This is a genomic window from Streptomyces sp. NBC_00503, assembly GCF_036346895.1.
Classification (GTDB): Bacteria; Actinomycetota; Actinomycetes; order Streptomycetales; family Streptomycetaceae; genus Streptomyces.
In genome coordinates this window covers 4,486,305-4,509,028 of record NZ_CP107855.1, presented here as the reverse complement: position 1 = coordinate 4,509,028, position 22,724 = coordinate 4,486,305, and the positions used below count along the sequence as shown (strand labels likewise).

The following is a 22,724-nucleotide window of genomic DNA, read 5'->3' as shown; positions in this document are numbered from 1 at the left end:
GAGAAGAGCATTGGAGGGGCGGGCCGAGCCGGGGCGCGGCGGCCCGGGACGACTCAGAGCTCGGCGAACTCCGCGAGCGAGCCGCCCAGTTGCTCCCTGAGCCGGCCGAGCGCCCGCGAACTGCGGGTACGCACGGCCGCCGAGCTGACGTTCATCGCGTCGGCGGTCTCCTCGACGCTGCGGTCCTCCCAGTACCGCAGCACCAGGACCACCCGGTCCTTGGGTGCCAGCCCGCCCAGCGCCTGCAGCAGGGTCAGCCGCAGCGCCGGATCCCCGCCGCCCGCCGCCGCGACGCCCGGTTCGGGGAAATCCCCCACCGGGCGCTCCCCCGAGGAGCGGCGGCGCTGGTGCGTCAGGAAGGCACGCACCAGCACGGTTTGGGCGTAGGCGGCGGGGTTGTCGATCCGGTTGATCCGTCCCCAGAGGAGGTACATCCGCCCCAGGGTCTCCTGTACGAGATCCTCCGCGAGATGGGTGTCGCCGCTGGCCAGGAGGCAGGCGGACCGGTACAAATGCGCCGATCTGCCTTCCGCGAACTCACGGAACCCATCTCTGCGCCCCTGCCGCATCCGCTCCCCCTCACGCCCGTCTCACCTCATTGACGCAACGGGGACCGGAAAACGTTTCAACCCTCCTGAGAAGACTTCGACAGCTTCGCCGAGGCCTCGGAGAGGTCGTGGTAGTAGGCGTGGAACTCCTCGCGGACGAACCCCTCCGCCTCGTAGAGCCCCTGGGCGATGTGGTTGTCGTACGCCGTCTCCAGCTGCACGCCCGCCACCCCGGCCTCCCGCGCCCGGCGCAGCACCTCGCGCAGCAGCGCGCGGCCCGCGCCCGTACGGCGGCCGGACGGGGCCACGTACAGGTCGCCCAGCAGCCACGCCGTCCGCATGGAGAGCGAGGAGTGCATCGGGTAGACCTGGGTGAAGCCGACCGTTCCGGCGCCGGGGACCTCGGCGAGCAGCACGAAGGAGTCGCCGCCCGCCAGCCGTTCGGCCAGGAAGGCGCGCGGGCGCTGGGGGTCCTCGACCTCCACCTCGTAGAAGTCGAGGTAGCCGCGGAACAGTTCGGCCGCGATGTCCAGATCCGCCTCGTCCGCCTGCCGCAGGACCACCCCGGAGCCGTCCGGGGCGCCCTGCGCCACGTCCGCTCCGCGCTGCGTCGACCGACCGTTCATAGTGCTCTCCCTAGTCCACTCCCACGCGCCGAAGCCATTGTGCGCGCAGGAGGGCGGCCCGGGGAGCGGCGACCCTTCGGATGCTCAGTTCTTCCCGGTCACGGGCTGGGCCGGCAGCGTGAACACGTGGTGCGGAGTGATGGCCCGGGTGATCGCCTCGCCGAACACCGTGCTCGGCTCGGAGCCCTCGTAGGAGATGTCCGTGTTGAGCAGCACGACCATGGTGGCCTTGGACTCCGGCAGGTACACGGTCAGTGAGCCGTAGCCGGGCAGGGAGCCGTTGTGCCCGACCCAGCCGGCGATCTTGAAGATGCCGAGGCCGTAGCCGGCGTCGGGGAGCGCCTGAATGACCTTCAGCCGCTGCGCCTGGGTGGCCGGGGTCAGCAGCTCACCCGTGGCGAGCACCCTGGCCCACGTCCGCAGGTCGGCGAGGTCGGAGATCATCGCCCCGGCGGCCCAGCCCCAGGAGGGGTCCCAGTCGGCCGAGTCCTCGACCTTTCCGGTGGCCGTCTGGTCCGTGTAGCCCTGGGCGTGCGGGCTCGGGAACTCGGCGCCGGTCGGGAAGAGGGTGTGCTTGAGCCCGGCGGGTTCGATGACTTCCTTGGTGATGTTGTCGGCCAGCGACTGCCCGCTGATCTTCTCCACCACGAGGCCGAGCAGGATCAGGTTGGTGTTGCAGTAGTAGAACTTCGCGCCGGGTTCGAACAGCACCGGGTGCTTGAAGGAGTAGGCGAGCAGTTCCTGCGGGGTGAACGGCCTGCGCGGATCGCTGGTCAGGGCCTTGTAGAAGCCGTCGTCGGCGGAGTAGTTGAACAGCCCGCTGCGCATCTCGGCCAGCTGGCGCAGTGTGATCCGGTCCCCGTTGGGCACCCCGTCGATGTACTTCCCGATGGGGTCGTCCAGCCCGATCTTCCCCTCGTCGACCAGCTTCAGCAGGGCCGTCACGGTGAAGGTCTTGGTCTCGCTGCCGATCCTCATGAGCATGCTGTCGGTCATCGGCTGCCCGGTCGCCTTGTCGGCGACCCCGAAGGCCCGTACGTACTCGCCCTTGCCCGGCGCCGACAGCGACACCTGCACCCCGGGCACCTTGGTCTCCGCCAGAACCTTGCGGACGACCGCGTCGAGCTTGCGCGCCACCTCGGGGGTGAGCTGCGGAAACTCGTCGGAGGCGGCCGACACCGCGGCCACCGGGGGTGCGGGCGCGTCCCACGCGTACCCGACACCGGCCCCCACGGGCACCATCAGGAGCCCCACTGCGGCCACTCCCACCGCCGCCCTGCGCAACCGTGTCGTGCTCACCCATTCAACGTAGCCCCGGCCCCGCGGCGGGGCGACCGGGGGCGGGGGCCGTGGCTGGGGGGCGGGGTCCGGGGCGGCGAACCGGGTGGATATCGGACGTCGATCCGTCGTAGATCCGGTCCGGGGAGCATCTGGCTGCAGGGGAACCGGCCGATGGCCGCACGACCCCGGTGGGGTTGTCTGCGGACGGATAGGGGAACGGCATGGACGGCGGTCAACCGGTATCGAGTTTTGGGGAGCTGCTCAAGGTCCGGCGCGAGCGGGCCGGGCTGACGCAGCAGAGCCTGGCCGACTACGCGACCTTGAGCGTGCGGGCGGTCCGGGACATGGAGACGGGGCGGGTGCGCCGCCCCCGGCACGAGACGGTCCGGCTGCTCGCCGACGCGCTGCGGATCGAGGGCCGGATCCGGTCCGAGTTCGAGGCGGCCGCCCGGCAGCAGGAGTTCGCCCAGGAGCCCGTCGCACCGCCGGCCGCGCGCAATGCGATCGTGGCGCGCGAGACGGAGACCGAGGCGCTCTTCGACGCCCTCACCGTGCACGGCGACCGGCTCGTGTCGGTCGTCGGCCTCGGCGGGGTGGGCAAGACCCGGCTGGCCCTGGAAGTGGCGTGGCGGGTCCACGACACCGCCCGCTGGTCGGTGCGGTGGATGCCCTGCGGTGACCGGGAGCTGGTCGGCGCGGGCTCCGCCTTCGCCGACGTGGTGCGCGCCCCGGCCTCCTCGGGCCGCTTCGACGGGCTGGCGGAGCTGATCCACGACCGGCCGACCCTGCTGGTGCTGGACGGGGCCGACGGCGGCGTCCACCCGGCGATGCTGGACGAGCTGTTCCACCGCTGCTCGGGGCTGCGCGTACTGGTCACCTCCCGCTCCCCGCAGGGGCTCGACGGCGAGCAGGTGATTCCGCTGGCTCCGCTGGAGATGCCGGAGCCGGGCCTGGAGGCCGACGTACGGGCGCTGGGCGCGATCGGGTCGGTGCGGCTGCTGGTGTCCCACATGCGCAAGCTCCGGCCCGGCTTCACGCTGGGGCCCGACGAGGCTCCGGTGATCGCCGCGCTGTGCAGGCATCTCGACGGGCTGCCCCGCGCGTTGGAGTTCGCGGCGGGCTGGACCTCCGTGCAGTCTCCGGCGCAGCTGATGGCACGGTTGTCGGCCAGCCCGTTCGCCCTGTCCGCGCCGCCGGTGACCTCCTGCGAGCGCGGCGACGTCCGCGAGTCCCTGAGCGGCGCACTGCTGATGCTGACTCCGCGCCAACGCGCCCTGCTGGTGCGGATGTCCGACGAGGAGGGGTGCTGGTCGGTGGAGGAGGCGGTGTCGGCGAGCGGCTGGTCGCCGCGGGAGTGCCTGGAGGCCGTGCACGAGCTGTTCTCCCGGGGCCTGATCCGGGTGGCGGCGGGGGCCGGCCAGGGCGGTGTCCGCTTCGACGTGCTCAACCTCTTCCGCCTGGTCTGCCGGGAGGAACGCGACCGGTGGCGCGCGGGGCCGGCCGCCCGGTTCCCGGCGCTCGCGACCGCGGCGCTGGCCGGCTGACCGATTTCCCGACCTGACGACCTGACGGCCTGATGACCTAATGACGAGGGTTTTCGTGGAGCACGAAAGATTTGAATACCCGGGACTGGATATCGTGGTGACATCCATGGTCTCGGATTCCCACACCTGGAATCTGGTGTTCTTGCAATTGCTGCTGGAGGAGCTCGGCCACCGGGTGACCAATTTGGGAGCCTGCGTTCCCGACGACCTCCTCGTCGCCGAATGCCGGCGCCTCGATCCCGACCTGGTCGTCGTCAGCAGCGTCAACGGGCACGGCTTCAACGACGGCATGCGGCTGATCGGCGCCCTGCGGTCCTGCCCCGGCCTCCTCGCCACACCCGTGGTGATCGGCGGGAAGCTGGGCATCGCCGGAGCGGGCGACGGGGCCCCGGCCAGGGCGCTGCTCGCCGCGGGGTTCGACGGGGTCTTCGAGGAGGGCGGCTCGGTGGAGGCGTTCCTGGAGTTCCTGCAGTCGCTGTCCGCGCGGGTCCTGCTGTGACGGCGGGCGCGACCGGATCCGCGACCGGATCCGCGACCGGATCCCTGTCCGGGGGACGGACCGGATCCGCGACCGGGTTCGGCGGCTTCGTCGCACGGGCCGCCGCGGCGGGCGACCTGGTCGTGCAGCCGCGGATGGGCATGAGCGATCCCGGCGCGATGCGGGCGGGCCTGCTCGCCACCCGGCGGGCGGCGGCCGCCACGGTCGGCACGATCACCCTCGACAGCTACACGAGGACGGGCGAGATCGCGGCGGCCCGGCGGGCCGTCGCCGAGGGCGTCGGCCTCAACGGCTACCCGATCGTCAGCCACGGGCCCGAGGTGACCCGGACGGTCCTGAGCGGGATCGCCGACGCCGGATTCCCGGTCCAGGTCAGGCACGGCTCGGCCCGCCCCGAAGCAATCTTCTCGGCGCTGCTCGCGGCCGGGCTGGACGCCACCGAGGGCGGCCCGGTCTCGTACTGCCTGCCCTACAGCCGGGCTCCGCTGCACGAGGCGGTGGCCAGCTGGGAGCGGTGCTGCGAACTGCTGGCCGCGGCCCGGGACACCGGCAGGGAGCCGCATCTGGAGACCTTCGGCGGCTGCATGATGGGCCAGCTCTGCCCGCCGAGCCTGCTGGTCGCGATCAGCGTCCTGGAAGGGCTGTTCTTCCGGCAGCACGGGCTGCGCAGCATCTCGCTCAGCTACGCGCAGCAGGCCAATCTCCGCCAGGACGAGGACGCGGTGGCGGCGCTCACGCGGATCGCCGGCGAACTCCTGCCCGACATCGACTGGCACGTGGTCGTCTACGCCTACATGGGCGTGTACCCGCAGTCCCCCGGCGGCGCCCAGCTGCTGCTCGACGAGGCCGCCCGGCTGTCGGTGCGGACGGGGGCGGCCCGGCTGATCGTGAAGACCACGGCCGAGGCGCACCGCATCCCGACCGTCGGGGAGAACGTGCGGGCGCTGGAGACCGCGGCCGCCGTCGCCGCCGAGGAGCGGCGCGGGGCGGCGTACGCCCGGGTCCCCGACTCCGGGGTCTACGAGGAGGCCCGCCTGCTGGTCGAGGCGGTGCTCGAACTCGACACCGATGTCGGGCGGGCTCTCGTACGAGCCTTCGCCAAGGGCTACTTGGACGTCCCGTACTGCCTGCACCCGGACAACGCGGGGCGCTCCCGCAGCCGGCTGGACGACCGGGGGCGGCTGCACTGGGCCGGCGCCGGGTCGATGCCGATCGCCGGGCTGGTCGAGAAGGGCCGGGCACCGATGCTCCGCTCCGCGGAGCTGCTGGGCGCCCTGAATTACGTACAGAGGACTTTCGACCAGCGGGCTTTCGAGTCGCCGGTCGGTGCGGCAACCGCAGTTCCACGATGATCCACGACGAAAGATTGGGAAGAGACGCCATGCTTGAGGATGGGCCCACGCAGCCGGGAGACCCCCGCGCGCACCTGTCGTCCCCGGCCACGCGCAGCACCCTGCGCATCCAGAACCAGCTGCTCGCCGCCGCGCGGGAGTACCTGACCTCGGCCGGGTTCACCGAGATGCTGCCGCCGGTCATCGGCCCGGTCACCGACCCCGGGGGCCGTGGTTCGAAGCAGGTCGACATCGACTTCTACGGCCACCGGTACAAGCTCATGACCAGCGCGATCCTCTACAAGCAGGCTTCGCTCCTGGCCTTCGACAAGATCTTCTGCATCGCGCCGAACGTCCGGCTGGAGCCGTTGGAGACCGCCAACACCAGCCGCCACCTGGCCGAGTTCCACCAGCTCGACGTGGAGGTGGCGGGCGCCTCGCGGGAGCAGATCACCCAGCTCGTCGAGGACCTCGTCGTGCACATGGTCCGCTCCGCCGTCGAGCGGCTGCCCGGGGAGTTCGCGGAGCTCGGCCGGGACGTGGACGCCTTCACCGAGCTGGTCCAGGGGATGTTCGGCCGGATCACCCACGCCGAGGCGGTGGCCGACCTGCACGCGGTGGGCCACGAGCAGAGCCCGGACGCCGAGATCGACTGGGCGGGCGAGGCGCTGCTGTCGTCGAAGTCGGCGCGGCCGTTCTTCATCACCGACTACCCGAAGGGGTCCAGGGGCTTCTACGACCGCGAGTCGCGGACCGAGCCCGGAGTGCTGCGCAACTTCGACCTCATCGCCCCGGAGGGCTTCGGCGAGCTGTGCAGCGGCAGCGAGCGCACGAACGACTACGCGGAGATCGTCACCCGGATGCGGGAGACGGGCGAGAACCCGCAGAAGTACCGCTGGTACCTGGACCTGGTGCGGGAGGGCATTCCGGCCAGCGCCGGCTTCGGCATCGGCGTCGAGCGCCTGACCCGGTACGTTGCCGGGCTGGACGCGGTGTGGCAGGCGAACGCCTTCCCCAAGCTTCCCGGGGTGGTCTCGCCGTGAGCGACCTGACGGCGCCGGGGTTCCCCGGCGATGCGGTCCGGCTGCGGGCCAGGACGGGCGCGGCCGCCGCGTTCCCGCCGGCCGGGGAGTACGGACGGGTGCTGTTCGGGGCGGAGTCCGAAGCGGACGAACAGCACGGCGGCGCCAGCACGGGCGGCGGCCCGCAGCGGGACCGGCTGGACGGGATGCGGCTGGTGCCCCCGGTGTTCATGCCGCGCAGGCTCGCGAAGCTGATCGACCTCGGCCGGGAGCCGGTGTACCAGGACGTCGTGCTGGACACCGTCATCGGCGGCTTCCGCTCTCCGCTGCCGGTGTACGTGTCCGCGCTGGGTTCGACCCGGGCCGCCGGCGGCGACCTCGGCCTCGCGCTGAGCAGGCAGGCCGGGGCGCTCGGGATTCCCATGGTGATCGGCGAGAACGTCGTACCGCTGAACGGATACGGGCGGACGGACGCCGATTGCGACCGGGACGCCGACGCCGGCCGGTCGCTGCTCGGACGCCTGACCGCGTACGCGCAGCACCTCCCGGAGGGGCCGTACGGCGGTGTGGCGGTGCAGCAGAGCACCGAGGACGCCGACGCCGAGGTGTGGAACCTCGTCTACAGCGATCCCGCGGCCCGCCCGCTGCTCGACTCGGGGCGCCTCGCCTTCGAGCTCAAGGTGGGCCAGGGAGCCAAGCCGGGCCTGGGCGGCATGACGGTGCTCGGCGCCGAGGCGGGCGCCCGCGTCGAGGGGCAGTACGGGATCGACCCGGTCTTCGACGGGGAGCGGGTGCTGCGTTCCAGCAGCCCCGGCACCTTCACGGCGGAGATCCTGCGGCAGCAGATCCGGCTGATGCGCAACAACTTCCCCAAGGCGAAGGTCTGGGTGAAGCTCTTCCCCGGCCGGGACGTGGCCGAAGCGGTACGCGTGGCGGCCGAGGCCGGCGCGGACGCCGTGACGGTGGACGGCGCGGAGGGCGGCACGGGCTGGGCACCCTCGGCATTCCCCCGGCACGTGGGGCTTCCGCTCGCCGAGTGCCTGCGACGCATCGGCGACCCGCCCCCGTGCCTGCTCGTCTCGGGGCGGATGTGGGAGGGCAGCAGGGCGGTCAAGAGCCTGGCCCTCGGCGCGACCGCGGTGGGCCTGGGCCGGGCGGCGCTGCTCGCGGTGGCCGAGGACGGGCAGGACGGCCTGATCCGTTTCGCCGAATGCCTTTCGATGGAAATGCGCCTGCTCGTTTCGGCGCTCGGAAAATATTCACCGGGTGAGCTTTCCCCGGACGATATCTGGTCGCCGTAAGTCGGCAGCCGCACATCGGCAGTCGCAATCCGGCGGTCGATACTGCCGTTCTTCTGCCTGTTCCTCTGCCGTCTCGCACATCCGAGTGCGTCCTATCGTCGGCACATTGCATCGGTGTCGTTAATCCAGCGGGGTTGAATCATGTCCTCAAGCGGTATCCCTTTCGAATCGATGGCGGCCTGCCATCCGGCACGGCCCGCGGTGCGCCGGGCCGGCCGGACCCTCACCTACCAAGAGCTCGACGAGCAGAGCGGCGCGCTCGCCGGACGGATCGCCCCCGGCCAGGTCGTCGCCGTGTCCGGCCGCGACCGGGTCGACTACGTCATCGGGATGCTGGCCGTCTTCAAGGCCGGTGGCGTCTACCTTCCGCTGGACACCGAAGCACCCGCGGACCGCAATGAGTTCATCGTCGAGGACGCCGGTGCGACGGTCCTGCTGACGGACGGCGTGCTCACCGAGCGCGCCCCGCACACGGCGGCCGAACCCCGCGCCGGCTACCTCATCTACACCTCGGGCACGACCGGGCGCCCCAAGGGCGTCCTGGTGACCCTCGACGCCCTGTCGGTCCACATCGAGGCGGCCGTGGCGCTGTTCGGCGTGACCCCGGACGACGTCGTCCTGCACCTCGCCCGGCCGACCGTGGACGTGGCCGTCGAGCAGGTCCTCACCGCGCTGGCCGCGGGTGCCTGCCTGGTCGTACCCGAGAAGCCGCTGCTGGCGCCCGCGGAGCTGCTGGGCCTGCTGGACGCGCAGGGCGTGACGGTCGCCAACCTGTCCGCCGGTTACTTCCAGGAATTCGTCACCGCGCTGCGCGACCACGGCACCGTACCCGGCACGCTGCGCCTGATGATCTCCGGCAGCGACCGGCTCTACCCCGCCGCCGTCGACGCCTGGCGCGAGCTCACCGGCGTACCGCTGTTCAACGCCTACGGCCCCACCGAGACGGTGATCACCTCGACCGTCCAGGACCTCTCGGCGGGGACCGGCTCCGATGTGGTGCCGATCGGCCTGGCCGTCGGCCCGCGCACCCTGCACGTCCTGGACGAGCGGCTGCGGCCGTGCCCGGCGGGCACCGCGGGCGAGCTGTACATCGGCGGGCCGACCGTAGCCCGCGGCTACTGGGGCCGGACGGCGGCGACCGCCGAGCGGTTCGTGGCCGACCCGTTCGCCTCCGTGCCCGGGGCGCGGATGTACCGCACCGGGGACACGGTCCGCCGGACGGCGCAGGGCGGCGCGCTGGAGTTCGTCGGGCGCGTCGACCACCAGGTGAAGATCCGCGGGTTCCGCGTCGAGCTCGGCGAGATCGAGGAGACGCTGGCCGCCCACCCGGACGTGGCCGCGTGCGTGGTCGTCGCCCACGAAGGGCGCCTGGCGGCGTACGCCACGGGGACCGACGCAGGCCGCCCGCAGTACGACGAGGTCAGGGCCTTCCTCGCGGAGCGCCTCCCGGAGCACATGGTCCCGGCGGGCCTCACCGTGCTGGAGGAGTTCCCGCTGACCGCGGGCGGCAAGGTCGACCGCTCCGCGCTCCCGGTGCCCGGAGCCCAGACGGCCCCGCGGCGCGGATACCTGCCGCCGCGGACCCCCGCCGAGCAGCTGATCGCCGCGGTGTGGTCCGACATCCTGGGGGTGCCCGAGGTCGGCGCCAACGACAACTTCTTCCACCTCGGCGGGGATTCGCTCACCGCGGTACGGGTGGTCGGGCGCGTCTTCGACGTCTTCGGCATGGTCTCCCCGTACACGATCTTCGACGCGCCGACGCTCTCGGAGTTCGCCGCGGCCGTGACCGACGCGCAGGGCGGTGAGCGGGCGCCGCTGACGCGGGCCGGCCTGCGCGAGGCCCCGCTGTCGAAGTTCCAGCGCGGTCTGTGGACCCTGGAGCAGTGGAACCCCGGCTCCGCCACCTACAACGTCCCGTGGGTGTTCCGCTTCGAGGGCCCGGCCGATCCGGAGCGGCTGCACGCGGCCCTGGAGGTCATCACCTCCCGGCACGAGACCCTGCGCACCACCTTCCTCCTCTCCGACGCCGGGCCGCGGCAGATCGTCCACGACCGGATGCCGGTGCCCTTCGAGGTCACGGACGCCCCCGAGGAGCAGGTCGGCGCGCTGGTCGAGGCCACGGCACTGGAGCCGTTCGACCTGGAGACCGGCCCGCTGATGCGGGCCCGCGCGATCCGCACCCCGGACGGCCGCCTCGCCCTGGTGCTGGTCATGCACCACATCACCTGGGACGAGGGCTCGCTGCCGGTCCTGGAGAACGAACTCCAGGAGATCTACGAGGCCCTGGGCGAGGGAAGGCCCCACACGCTGCCCGAACTCCCCGCGCAGTACACGGACTACAGCGCCCGGCAGTACCCGGCGGACGGCCCCGACGGCGCCGACTGCACCGAGCGCAGCGCGGCGGCCTCCCAGCTGGAGTACTGGGCCGAGCACCTGCGCGAGGTCCCGAAGGCGCCGGCGCTGCCCACCGACCACCCGCGCCCGGAGTTCCCGGAGTTCCGCGGCTCCCAGCACTCCTTCGCCATGGCGACCCCGGTGGCGCGTGCGGTGCGCGAGTTCGCGCGCAGCGAGGACGCCACACCGTTCATGGTGCTGCTGGCCGGTCTCGCGCTGACCCTGCACCGCCGCTCGGGCGAGGAGGAGATGGTCCTCGGGGCGCCCGTGAGCGTCCGGGGCCGCGCCGAACTGTCGGGCATGATCGGCTACTTCATCAATCTGCTGCCGCTGCGGCTGAAGGTCGAGTCGGGCGCCTCCTTCCGTGAGCTCGTGCGCCATGTCCGCGAGGTCTCGATCGGCGGCTACCGGCACCAGGACGCCCCGTACGACGAGATCACGAGCCTGGTCCTGGCCGACCGCCTCGAAGACCGCGAACCGCTGTGCCAGGTCCTGCTGGAGCTGCACCCGCTGGACACCCGCCCGCTGACCATCGAGGGCACCACCGTCACCCGTGCGATCCACAGCAACGACGTGTCGCGCTTCGACCTGTCGATCTCCGTCGACGACCGTGGCACGGACTTCACCGGGCGCTTCGAGTACGACTGCGACCTGTTCGAGCGGGAGACGATGGCGGAGCTCTGCGACAGCTGGATGTCGACGCTGGCCGTCGCGGTCGAGGCGCCCGCGCACGGCCTGTTCGAGGCGCAGGCCGCGCGGACCCCGGAGTCGACCGCCCTGGTGTCCGGCGAATCGACGCTGACCTATGCGGAGCTGAACGCGCGGGCCAACCGGCTGGCGCACTTCCTCGCGGCCCGCGGCGTGGGCCGGGGCTCGGTCGTGGCGATCCTCGTCGAACGGGGCTTCGACCTGGTCACCGGGCTGCTCGCAGTGCTGAAGACCGGCGCCGGCTACACCCTGCTCGACCCGGACTTCCCGGCCGAGCGGCTCGCCGGGGCGGTGGCCGACTGCGGCGCCGCACTGGTGCTCACCCACCGCGACCGGACCCCGCCCTTCCACGGCCCCGAGTTCCTGGACCTGGACGGGGCGGCCGCTGAGATCGCCCGCCGCTCGGACCTGGACCCCGGCCTCCCGGCCGGCGGCGACGACCTGGCCTGCGTCATGTTCACCTCGGGAACCACCGGCCGCCCCAAGGGCGTCGCCGTGCCGCACCGCGCGCTGACCACCACGTACCTGGGCCAGGACTACGCGCGCTTCGGCCCCGACGAGGTGTGGCTCCAGTGCTCCCCGGTCTCCTGGGACGCCTTCGCGCTGGAGCTCTACGGGGCCCTGCTCTTCGGCGGCGTCTGCGTGCTCCAGCCGGGGCAGCGGCCCGACCCGGAGACGATCTCCGAGCTGACCGTGCGGCACGGGGTCACCCAGCTCCAGCTCTCGGCGAGCCTGTTCAACTTCCTGCTGGAGGAGTTCCCCGCGACCTTCGCGGGCCTCAAGGCCGCCTACACCGCGGGTGAGCGGGCCTCCGTCACCCATGTCGCCAAGGCGCTGGAGGCCTACCCGGGCCTGCGGGTGGGCAACGGGTACGGCCCCGTGGAGAGCCTGGGCTTCACCACCTGCCACACCGTCACCGCCGCCGACACCATCGCGCCGTCGATCCCCATCGGCCTCCCCCTGGCCGGCAAGGACGTCCAGGTCCTGGACGCGGACCTGCAGCCCGTCGCGCCCGGGGTGACCGGGGAGCTCTACGCGGCCGGCGGCGGCCTGGCGTACGGGTACGTCGGCCAGCCGGGCCTCACCGCCGGACGGTTCGTCGCCCATCCGCACGGCCGGCCCGGGGAGCGGCTCTACCGCACCGGGGACCTCGGCCACCGGACCGAGGACGGCACGCTGGAGATCACCGGGCGGATCGACGACCAGTTCAAGATCCGCGGGTTCCGCGTCGAGCCGGGCGAGATCGAGGACATCCTCAACCGCCACGTGGACGTGCGCGAGTGCGTGGTCGCCGTCCACGAGCCGACCCCCGGCGACCGGCGGCTCGCCGCCTACATCACGACGGGACCCGAGCCGGTGGCCGTGGACGCCATCCTCGACTGCCTGTCCCAGCGGCTGCCGGAGTACATGGTCCCGGCCACGATCGACGTCCTCGACGCGCTGCCGCTGAACGCCAACGGCAAGGTCGACCGCCGCGCCCTGCCCGCACCGGCGCGCGAGCGGCGTCCGGCCGGCGGCCAGGAGGCGCTGGCCGGGGCCGAGCGGCTGGTGGCGGAGGCGATGCGCGAGGTGCTCGGCATCGACCAGGTCGGCAGGGACGACCACTTCTTCCGGATCGGCGGCAACTCCCTGGCCGCCGTACGGGTCGCGATGCGGCTGTCGCGGGAGACCGGCAACCGGGTCCCCCCGCACCTGGTGTTCCGGGCGAAGACGGTGAGCGCGATCGCGGAGCGGCTGATGGCGCTGTGAGGGGCGGCCCCGCGCCAGGGGCGGACGCGACGCGACACCGCGCGGCAGCGCGCGACACCGAAGGCAGCAAGGAAGGCAGAAGGACATTGACCGCATCTGATGGTGACGTGACCCGGGTCGCCCCGGTCTCGGGGCTGCAACGGGGACTGTGGTTCCTCGACCGCTGGAACCCCGGGGCAGCGACCTACAACATCCCGTGGATCTTCGAACTGGTGGGGCCGCTCGACCTGGGGCTCCTGGAGCGCTCCCTCGGCGCCGTCTTCGCACGGCACGAGGCCCTGCGGACGACCTTCGCCCTGCACACCGGGGGCCCGCAGCAGCTCGTCCACGCGCCGACGGCCGCCTCCCTCGCCGTCACCGACCTGCGCGACCTGCCCGAGGCCGAACGCCGCGAGCGGGCCGAGGCGGCCGTCGCCGCCGAGGCGGCCGCGCCGTTCGACCTGGAGCGGGGGCCGCTCGTCCGGGCGTCCGCCCTGCGCCACGGCGACGAGGCGACGACCGTGGTCATCGTCGTCCACCACATCGTGTGGGACGGCTGGTCGGCCGGCGTGTTCGAGCGCGAGCTGGCCGAGATCTACACCGCGTCGGTCGAGGGCCGCACGCCCGTACTGCCGGAACTCACCACCCAGTACGCGGACTACGCCGTCGAGGAGGAAGCCGCCTCCTTCGAGGAGCACCTGACGCACTGGAAGCGCGAGCTCGACGGCGCCCCGATGCTGCTGGAACTCCCCGGCGACCGCCCCCGCCCCTCCACCCGGAGCCACCGGGGCCACACCGAGCACTTCGGCCTGCCCACCGGCCTCGCAGGACGGGTGCGGGAGCTCGCCGAGGCGGAGGGCGTGACCCCGTTCATGGTGGAGCTGGCCGCCTTCGCGGTGCTGCTCAACCGCTACACGGGCGCCGAGGACATGGTCATCGGCACGCCCGTGACGACCAGGAACCGCCCCGAACTGGAGGACCTGGTCGGCTACTTCGTGAACCTGCTGCCGCTGCGGGTGCGGCTCGACGCGACGACGACCTTCCGCGACCTGCTCCAGCGCGTCCAGGACACCGCCTTCGACGCCTTCGCCTACCTGGACGTGCCCTTCGACCAGATCGTCGACCAGCTGGCACTCGACCGCTCGGCCCAGCACCCGCCGCTCGTCCAGGTCGTGTTCGGCGCCCACGCCGAGGACCACGAGCCGCTCCGCTTCGGCCCGGCCGCCGCCCACCGCCAGGTCCGGTCCAACGGCACCACGAAGTTCGACCTGACCTGGTCCGTCTTCGACGACGGCGAGCTGCGCGGCGAAGTCGAGTACAGCACCGACCTGTTCGATGCCGAGACGGTCCGCCGGATGGCGGGCGACTGGCAGGACCTGCTGACGGCCGCCCTCGACGACTGCGACCGCACCGTCCTGCACCTCACGGCCCCCGACGCGGCGCAGGCCTCGTACGCCCCGGTCTCCGTACCCGCCGGGCGCTGCCTGCACGAGCTGTTCGAGGAGGCGGCCGACGCCCACGGCGGCCGCACGGCCGTCAGCGACGCCACCCGGGCGCTGACCTACACCGAGCTGGACCGCGCGGCCAACCGGCTCGCCCACGCCCTCGTCGCATCCGGTGTGCGGCCCGGCGACCGTGTCGGTCTACTGATGGACCGTACGGCGGACATCCTCGTCTCGGTGCTCGCGGTGCTGAAGACCGGCGCGGCCTACGTGCCGGTGGACCTGACCGCCCCGGCGGGCCGCGCGGCCATGGTGTTCGGCGACACCGGGGTGGCGCTCGTCGTCACCGACCGGCCCGACCGGGTGCCCGAGGGGCCCTGGACCACGTACGAGCTCGCGGCGCGCGCGCAGGAGACCGCCGGCATGCCGGAGCACCGGCCCGGCATCGCCGTGCGGCCCGGCGACGTGGCGTACGCGATCTTCACCTCGGGCTCCACCGGCCGCCCCAAGGGCGTCGCGGTCGCGCACGAACACGTGAGCCGGCTGATGGCGGCGGGCTACGAGCACTTCGCCTTCGGCCCCGAGGACGTGTGGACGCTGTTCCACAGCTACGCCTTCGACTGGACGGTCTGGGAGATGTGGGGCGCCCTGCACCACGGCGGCCGACTGGTCGTGGTGCCGTACGTCACGAGCCGCTCGCCCGCCGAGTTCGCCGAACTGCTGGAGGAGGAGGGCGTCTCCTTCCTCTGCCTGACGCCCTCCGCACTGCGGCAGCTGGAGCCCGCCCTGCGGCAGCGGCCGCGTGCCCTGCCCGCACTGAAGTGGATCATGCTGGGCGGTGAGGCGCTCGACCCCGACGTGGTCCAGCGCTGGTTCGCCCTCGACCCGCTGCCCCCGGCCCGGCTGTGCAACCTGTACGGCATCACCGAGACCACCGTCCACGTCACCACCCACGACGTGGTGGGCACGGCCGACGGGTTCGAGCGCAGCCTCATCGGCGCCCCCATGCCGCACCTGTCCACGCTGGTGCTCGACGACTGGCTGCGGCCCTGCCCGGTCGGCGTGCCCGGCGAGCTGTACATCGGCGGCGGAAGCCTCGCCCACGGCTACTGGGGCCGCCCCGACCTCACGGCGGGACGCTTCGTGGCCGACCCCTTCGCCGGGACCCCGGGCGCCCGCATGTACCGGACCGGCGACGTGGCCCGGCGGCTGCCCGACGGCGGCCTGGAGTACGTGGGGCGCGCCGACTTCCAGGTGAAGCTGCGCGGCTTCCGCATCGAACTGGGCGAGATCGAGAACGCGCTCAGCGCCCACCCCGACGTGGACGCCTGCGTGGTGACCGTGCACGACCAGCGCCTCGCGGCCTACGTGACCGGCGGATCGCCCGACGGCGTACGGGAGTTCCTGTCCCGCTCGCTGCCCGACTACATGATCCCGGCGAGCGTGACGGTGCTCCAGGCACTGCCGCTGACCGTCAACGGCAAGGTCGACCGCGCCGCACTGCCCGCCCCGGGCGCCCGCCTGGCGGCGGCCAGCGAGCACGTCGCCCCCCGCACCCCGGTCGAGCGGGCCTTCGCCGAGGTCTGGTCGCAGGTGCTCGACGTGTCCGACATCGGCGTCCACGACGAGTTCTTCCACCTCGGAGGCGACTCGATCCGGGCCGTCCAGATGGCGGGCGGGCTGCACGAGCGCGGCTGGGAGGTCTCGCTCAGGGACGTCTTCAACGCCCCGACCATCGCCGCCCTGGTCCCGCTGGCCCGCCCGGTCGCCGGCCGCGACGGCGACGACCTGCCGTTCGCGCTGCTGGACGAGACGGTCCGGGCCGAGCTGCCCGAGGGCCTCGCCGACGCCTACCCGATGGTCTCCATGCAGCTCAGCATGATCTTCCACATGGAGATCGCCGGGGCCACCGACAGCTACCACAACGTCAACAGCTACCGGATCGCCTCCGACCTCGACGAGAGCGCCTTCCGCCGTGCCGTCGCCGAGGTCATGGACCGCCACCCCGTGCTGCGCACCGGCCTCGACATCTCCGGCTACGCGGAACCGCTCCAGCTCGTCTACGGCGAACTGCCGCCGCCGGTCGCCTTCGAGGACCTGCGCGGCGCCGGCGAAACCGCCCAGGACGCGGCGGTGCACACCGTCTTCGACGAGCACCGCAGCTCCCCGTTCGACCTGATGGAGCCGCCGCTGTTCCGGATCACGGTGCAGCGCCTGGAGGACGACGTCTTCCAGCTCACCATCTCCGAGCACCACGCCATCCTCGACGGCTGGAGCTTCACCTCCTTCCTCGCCGAACTGCTGGAACGGCACGCCGCACTCGCCGCCGACCCGGCCGACGCACCCGCGCCGCCCCCGGGCACCACCTTCCGCGACTTCGTGGCGGTCGAGCGCGAAGCCGTCCAGGACGAGGCCTCGCTGGCGTACTGGCGGGCGAAGCTCGACGGGGTCAGCGGCGCCCTGTGGACGGGCGCGGGCGAAGCCCACGACCTGCCGCGCACCGTCGAACGGGTACTGGCCGAAGCACCGGAGCAGCTGCGCAAGGTCGCCGACGCGGCCGGGGTCCCCATCAAGTCCGTGGCGCTCGCCGCCCACATGCGGGCCCTCCAGCAGATCACCGGCCTCGCCCGGGTCACGACCGGCCTCGCCATGAACGGCCGCCTCGAGCGCCTCGGCGGCACCGAGACGTACGGGCTGTTCCTCAACACCGTTCCGCTGGTCTGCGAGCCGTCCGCGGACGATCTGCTCGGCCTGGTGCGCACCGTGCACCAGGAAGAGCTGGACATGATGCCGCACCGCAGGGTGCCGTTCGCCCGGCTCGCCCGGCTGATGTCCGACACCCGGCTGGACACCCAGTTCGGCTACCTGCGCTTCCACGCCCTCGGGCAGCTGGGCTCCGCGCAGATCGTGGACGGCCGGATCGGCTGCGAGCCCACCCTGCGCCACGAGCCCAACAGCTTCGCCTTCGGCGCCTCGCTGATCCAGGACCCGGTCTCCGACCGCGTGCTGCTGGCCGTCGACCACCAGCGGTCCGTGGTCCCCGACGAGCTCGCCGACCGGTTCATCGACGCCTACGCGGCCGCCCTCGACGAGATGGCCGCGGCCACCGACGCACAGCGCCCCGCCGACACGCAGCACTCCACCGACACGCAGCACCCCACCGAAACGCAGCGCTCCATCGAAACGAAAGAGCAGGGGTCCCCCCGATGACGCACACCGACGCAACCACCCGCTTCCTGCAGGCCGCCCGGACCACCCCCGACCGGACCGCCGTACGGGGCGTCGACGGCGAGCTGACCTTCGCCGCGCTGGAGCGCCGCACGGCCGAGCTGGCCGGGGCGCTGCGCGAGCACGGCATCGGGCGCGGCGACCGGGTCGGGGTGCACCTGCCCCGCACCGCGGAGCTCGTCGTGGCGCTGCTCGCGGTGTGGCGGGCCGGGGCGGCGTACGTGCCGCTCGACCCGTCCTACCCGCAGGACCGGCTGTCCTACATGGCCGCGGACTCCGGCATCTCGCTGCTGATCAGCGCGGACTCCGCCGGCGTGGCGCTGCCGCAGGGCGTGGGGACGATCCGCACGGACGCCACCGGCGCCGAGGCCGGGGCCGACGCAGCGGACTTCACCGCCCTGGACCCCGCCTACGTCATCTACACCTCCGGCTCGACCGGCCTCCCCAAGGGCGTCGAAGTCAGCCGCGGCAACGTCGCCTCGCTGCTCGCGGCCCTGGAGGAGAACGGCATGTACCGCCCGGAGGCGGGCGTGGTCGGCTGGAACGCGAGCGTCTCCTTCGACGCCTCCGTCCAGCAGTGGGCGCGCATCTGCCGCGGCGACACCCTCGTGGTGCTCGGCGACGCGCAGCGCTCCGACCCGGTCGCGCTGGCGGCGCTGCTCGAAGAGAACGGCGTCACCGACCTGGACCTGACCCCGTCGCACTGGGAGCTGCTGCGCGAGCCGCTCGCCGGCGCACGGGCCGCGGGCCGCGCACCCCGGCTGTTCATGGGCGGCGAGCCGGTCCCGGCGCGCACCTGGCAGGAGATCGCCTCCGGCTCCGTCGACGCCCTGAACCTCTACGGCCCCACCGAGTGCACCGTCGACTCCACGGCCGCCCGGATCACGGGCGCCGGACCGCACATCGGCACCGCGCTGCCCGGGGTCCGCGTGCAGGTGCTCGACGGCGGGCTGCGTCCGGTGGCCGACGGCGTCACCGGCGAGGTGTACGTCTCGGGACCGGGCGTCGCCCACGGCTACGTGAACCGCCCCGGCCTGACCGCCGAGCGCTTCGTCGCCGACCCGGCGGGCCCCGCCGGACAGCGGATGTACCGGACCGGCGACCTGGCCCGGCGCACCGCCGGCGGGGTCCTGGAGTACGCGGGCCGCGTGGACCGGCAGATCAAGCTGCGCGGCTACCGCATCGAGCCCGGCGAGATCGAGGGCGCCCTGACCGGGCACCCGGAGGTCGTCGAGGGCGTCGTCACGGTGCACGAGGCGGCCCCCGGCGACCAGCGGCTCATCGCCTACGTCACCACCGGCGCGGCCTCCCCGACGGCCGCGGGCATCCTCGACCACCTGCGGTCGGTGCTGCCCGCCCACATGGTCCCGGCCGGCGTCACCATCCTGGACGCCCTGCCGCTCACCCCCAACGGCAAGGTCGACCACGCCGCCCTGCCGCTGCCGAAGGCCGCCCCGGCCCCGGCCGCGTCCGACGGGTCGGCCGGTCTGGAGGAGCAGGTCGCCGAGGTGTGGCGCACCGTCCTGGGCCTGGACTCCGTGGTCCCCGAGGACGACTTCCTCGCGCTGGGCGGCCACTCGCTCGCCGCGCTGCGCGTCGTGCACATCCTGCGCCGCAAGCTGGGCGCCGAGCTCCAGCTCCGCCACCTGCTGGACTCGCGCGACCTCGCCGAGTTCACCGAGTCGGTCAGGGCGGCGGCCCGCACGGGCGTCGCCAAGCGCCCGTCCCTGGTCGGCGCCGGCGGCGGTGTCCGGTGATCACCCAGGAACCGCAGAAGCGGCAGCGACCGCGTACCGAGGGCGACTGGCTGTTCGTCCCGGCCCCGCAGCCGCACCGCCCGTACCGGCTGTTCTGCTTCCCGCACGCGGGCGGCGACGCGCCCGCCTACACCCGGCTGGCGCACTCCCTGGCGCCGTTCGCCGAGGTCTGGGCGCTGCGCATGCCGGCCCGCGGCGGGCGCAGGCGGGATCCGATGCCCGCCAGCTTCGACCTGCTCGTCGCCACCGTGGCCGAGGAGCTGCGCCCGCACCTGGGCGGCGACTTCGGCTTCTACGGGCAGAGCTTCGGCGCCCTCCTCGCCTACGAGGTGGCGCGGGCCCTGCCGAAGGAGCTGCGGCCCGGCCTGGTCGTGGCGGCCTCCGCGCAGCCGCCGTCGGCCTGGACCGGAGAGCTGCCCCAGGGGCTCGGCGCGGCCGACCTGCTGCACCTGACGGGCATGGGCGAACTGGTCGACGCCGATCCGGAGTTGCGGGACATGGCCCTGGCGGCCGTCCAGAGCGACCTCGACGTGAAGCGGACCTACCGCCACCGCCCCTCCCCCCTGCTCGACTCCGATCTGTACGCGGTCGCCGGCGACGGCGACCCGATGCTCGACGCCCAGCGGATCGCCGGCTGGGCGGAGCACACCTCGGGCGGCTTCGGCCTCTCGGTCGTCCCCGGCGGGCATCTGCTGGCCGCCGTGGACCGGCGGGGCCCCGTAGAGCTCCTGACGTCGGTCATCGGGAGCCGGTCCGCGGCCCCCGCGGCCGAAAGCCCCGTAGAAAACCCCTCTCACCAGCCCGTCCGGGAGCACCAGTGACCATCACCACGACCACCAGGGTCGATCTGACGGACCCGTCCCTGTGGGCCCGGCCCGATATCGCGGACATCGTCGACGGGCTGCGCGCCGAAGGCGCCGTACACCGCATGGAGACCGCCGACGACGGCCCCGTGTGGTCGGTGCTCTCCTACGAGTTGGCCTCCGAGGTACTCAAGGACACCGCGACGTACAGCTCCGAGGGCGGCTCCCTGCTGGGCGCCGGAGTGGGTGTCACCCCGGCCGGCGCGGGCCGCATGATGGCGCTGTCCGACCCGCCCCGCCACCGCGAACTGCGCACCCCGGCCGTGCCGTTCTTCTCGCCCAGCGGGGCGCGCAACGCCTCGCGGAGCATCACCGAACTGGCCGGGGAGATCTTCGACAAGGCCATGGAACTGGGCGAGGTCGACCTCTCGGACGCCGTCTCCGCGCTGCCGCTGGCGGTGATGTGCGATCTGCTCGACGTGCCCGCCAAGGACCGGGACATGGTGGTGCGGGTCTGCGACCAGGCGTTCCTGGGACGCACCGCCGAGGAGCGCCGGGCGGGCCACCAGCAGCTCATCCCGTTCCTCCTGCACCAGGTGATGATGCGGCGGGCCAAGCCCGGCGACGACCTGATCAGCAAGATGGCCACGTACCGGGTGGGCGGCCGGCTGCTGCCCGTCGAGGACGTCGTCCTCAACCTGGACAACATCGTCGTGGGCGGCGTCCAGACCGTGCGCCACACGGCGGCCATGGGGCTGCTGACGCTGGTGCAGAACCCCGAACTGTGGCGCCAACTGCAGTCCGGCGAGGCCGAGATGGGCCCGGCCCTGGACGAACTGCTGCGCTGGACCTCGGTCGGCCTGCACACGCTGCGCACCGCCAGCCGGGACGTGGAGCTCGGCGGCCACCAGGTGCGCGAGGGCGACCGGGTCGTCGTGTGGACCTGGGCCGCCAACCGCGACCCGGCGGCCTTCGACCGGCCGCACGAGATCATCCTGAACCGCTCTCCCAACCGGCACCTGGCGCTGGGCCTGGGCGCCCACTACTGCATCGGCGCACCGCTGGCCAAGGCCGAGCTGAGCGCCCTGTTCTCGGCGGCCCTGGAGCGGGCCGCGGAGATCGTCCCGACCGGCCCTCCGGTGTACAACCGCTCGATCATCAATTTCGGGCTCGACCATTTCCCGGTGCGTCTGCTTCCCCGCTGAGTCTCCGGTCTTCTGCCTGTTCTTCTGCCGGATCCCGGCACCCCCGCGTTTATAGATTCGCATCAACAAGGAGGCACCACCATGACGAACCCATTCGAAGACGACAACAGCAAGTACCTCGTGCTCGTGAACGAGGAGAACCAGCACTCGCTCTGGCCGGCCTGGATCGACGTGCCCGAGGGCTGGTTCTCCACGCACCGCGAGGACACCCGCCAGGGCTGCCTCGCCTACATCGAGAAGAACTGGACGGACATTCGTCCCGCCAGCCTCGTCGCGACGCTCGAGCGGCAGTGATCGGGCCATGTTGAACTGGGAGATCAACCCGGGCCGACCGGCGCTGACGCGGGTATCGGGCCTCACCGACATGGACCAGGCCTGTGCCTGGCTGGAGCAGGCCGCCCCCGCACTGCGGGCGGGCCTGCACGAGCACGGCGTGGTGTTCCTGCGCGGGCTGCCCGTCGCCGACAGCGCGGACGTCGCGAAGATCCGCGACATCCTCGTCCCGACGCGGACCCCGTACCGGGAGAAGGCCACCCCGCGCAGCGACTTCGGCAACGGCGTCTCCTCGTCAACCGACCTGCCGGCCGCGCAGTCGATCCACATGCACAACGAGAACAGCTACACGCTGACCTTCCCCGGCCTGCTGCTGTTCGCCTGCCTGATCGCCCCGCCGGTGGGCGGCGCCACCCCGGTCGCCGACGTCCGCGAGGTGCTCCGCACCCTCCCGCCGCGGCTCGTCGAGCGCATGAAGTCCCACGGCTGGACGCTCACCCGCAATTACTCGGAATACGTTTCGCTCGACTGGCGCACCGCCTTCTCCACGGAAGACCCGGAGAAGGTCGCCGAATACTGCGCCGAGAACCACATTTCCATGGAATGGCGCGAAGACGGATCGCTGCGCACCAGCCAGCTCCGTCCGGGCACGATCACCCACCCGGTCACCGGCGCCGAAGTCTGGTTCAACCACATGGCGTTCTGGAACGAGTGGTCCCTGGAACCGGACATCCGCGAGGCGATGACCGAGCTGTTCGGCTCGGACGGCCTGCCCTTCAACACCGGCCTGGGCGACGGCGAGCCGCTCACCCGGGAGGACGTCGAGCAGATCAACGCGGCCTACGCGGCGGCCACCGTGCGCGAGAAGTGGGAGGTCGGCGACGTGATGCTCGTCGACAACATCCTCGCCGCCCACGGCCGCGACCCCTTCAGCGGCGACCGCAAGATCGCCGTCGTGATGGGCGAGCCCGTCGAACTCCTGGACTGCAAGCCGAGCGTGCTCCCCGCAGCCACCTCCGTGTAAGTGAAGGAAG

15 protein-coding genes are annotated in these 22,724 nt (G+C 72.7%); 12 read left to right on the top strand and 3 right to left on the bottom strand.

All coding sequences use genetic code 11. The annotated features are described in order from the left end of the window. Window positions 1–53: 53 nt before the first annotated feature. From OG490_RS20945 to OG490_RS20935, 3 genes are all read right to left on the bottom strand, one after another. Window positions 54–569, bottom strand: a complete 516-nt coding sequence (locus OG490_RS20945) for a SigE family RNA polymerase sigma factor (protein WP_330297832.1) — start codon at window positions 567–569, stop codon at window positions 54–56. A 56-nt stretch (window positions 570–625) separates the two neighbouring features. Continuing rightward, the gene (locus OG490_RS20940; protein ID WP_330297831.1) at window positions 626–1,174 is read right to left on the bottom strand and encodes a GNAT family N-acetyltransferase; all 549 of its coding nucleotides are present in this window, start codon (window positions 1,172–1,174) and stop codon (window positions 626–628) included. A gap of 84 nt (window positions 1,175–1,258) precedes the next feature. Next, on the bottom strand, window positions 1,259–2,416 hold the full coding sequence (locus tag OG490_RS20935; RefSeq protein WP_330300995.1) for a serine hydrolase domain-containing protein: 1,158 nt from the start codon (window positions 2,414–2,416) through the stop codon (window positions 1,259–1,261). Window positions 2,417–2,676: 260 nt separating this feature from the next. On the opposite strand from OG490_RS20935, the gene OG490_RS20930 reads away from it, so the two are divergent. The 12 genes from OG490_RS20930 to OG490_RS20875 all read left to right on the top strand — a co-directional run bounded on the left by OG490_RS20930 (window position 2,677) and on the right by OG490_RS20875 (window position 22,714). Next, entirely contained in the window at window positions 2,677–3,999 is a 1,323-nt protein-coding gene (locus OG490_RS20930; RefSeq protein WP_330297830.1) for a helix-turn-helix domain-containing protein, read from the top strand. A gap of 106 nt (window positions 4,000–4,105) precedes the next feature. After that, entirely contained in the window at window positions 4,106–4,498 is a 393-nt protein-coding gene (locus OG490_RS20925; protein ID WP_443065847.1) for a cobalamin B12-binding domain-containing protein, read from the top strand. A 44-nt stretch (window positions 4,499–4,542) separates the two neighbouring features. Then, on the top strand, window positions 4,543–5,850 hold the full coding sequence (locus OG490_RS20920) for a methylaspartate mutase (protein ID WP_330300994.1): 1,308 nt from the start codon (window positions 4,543–4,545) through the stop codon (window positions 5,848–5,850). 29 nt (window positions 5,851–5,879) lie between these two features. After that, entirely contained in the window at window positions 5,880–6,872 is a 993-nt protein-coding gene (locus tag OG490_RS20915; RefSeq protein ID WP_330297828.1) for an asparagine synthetase A, read from the top strand. Continuing rightward, window positions 6,869–8,152 carry a glutamate synthase-related protein gene (locus OG490_RS20910; protein WP_330297827.1) on the top strand — a complete coding sequence of 428 codons (1,284 nt, stop codon included), beginning with the start codon at window positions 6,869–6,871 and terminating at the stop codon, window positions 8,150–8,152. Before OG490_RS20915 ends, OG490_RS20910 begins: the two co-directional genes overlap by 4 nt. Window positions 8,153–8,293: 141 nt before the next feature. After that, window positions 8,294–13,003, top strand: coding sequence for an amino acid adenylation domain-containing protein (locus tag OG490_RS20905; RefSeq protein WP_330297826.1), 4,710 nt, complete (start codon window positions 8,294–8,296; stop codon window positions 13,001–13,003). An 86-nt stretch (window positions 13,004–13,089) separates the two neighbouring features. Next, a complete protein-coding gene (locus tag OG490_RS20900; RefSeq protein WP_330297825.1) occupies window positions 13,090–17,634 on the top strand; it encodes an amino acid adenylation domain-containing protein in 4,545 nt (1,514 codons plus the stop codon). Continuing rightward, window positions 17,631–19,409: a non-ribosomal peptide synthetase gene (locus tag OG490_RS20895; protein ID WP_330297824.1), complete on the top strand. Its 1,779-nt coding sequence runs from the start codon at window positions 17,631–17,633 to the stop codon at window positions 19,407–19,409. Before OG490_RS20900 ends, OG490_RS20895 begins: the two co-directional genes overlap by 4 nt. Then, window positions 19,406–20,230, top strand: a complete 825-nt coding sequence (locus OG490_RS20890; protein WP_330297823.1) for a thioesterase II family protein — start codon at window positions 19,406–19,408, stop codon at window positions 20,228–20,230. Before OG490_RS20895 ends, OG490_RS20890 begins: the two co-directional genes overlap by 4 nt. Then, window positions 20,227–21,417: a cytochrome P450 gene (locus tag OG490_RS20885; protein WP_330297822.1), complete on the top strand. Its 1,191-nt coding sequence runs from the start codon at window positions 20,227–20,229 to the stop codon at window positions 21,415–21,417. The genes OG490_RS20890 and OG490_RS20885 overlap by 4 nt, the downstream gene beginning before the upstream one ends. Window positions 21,418–21,498: 81 nt before the next feature. Then, a complete protein-coding gene (locus tag OG490_RS20880; RefSeq protein ID WP_330297821.1) occupies window positions 21,499–21,711 on the top strand; it encodes an MbtH family protein in 213 nt (70 codons plus the stop codon). Between the two features lie 7 nt (window positions 21,712–21,718). Beyond that, window positions 21,719–22,714, top strand: a complete 996-nt coding sequence (locus OG490_RS20875) for a TauD/TfdA family dioxygenase (RefSeq protein WP_330297820.1) — start codon at window positions 21,719–21,721, stop codon at window positions 22,712–22,714. Window positions 22,715–22,724: the final 10 nt, after the last annotated feature.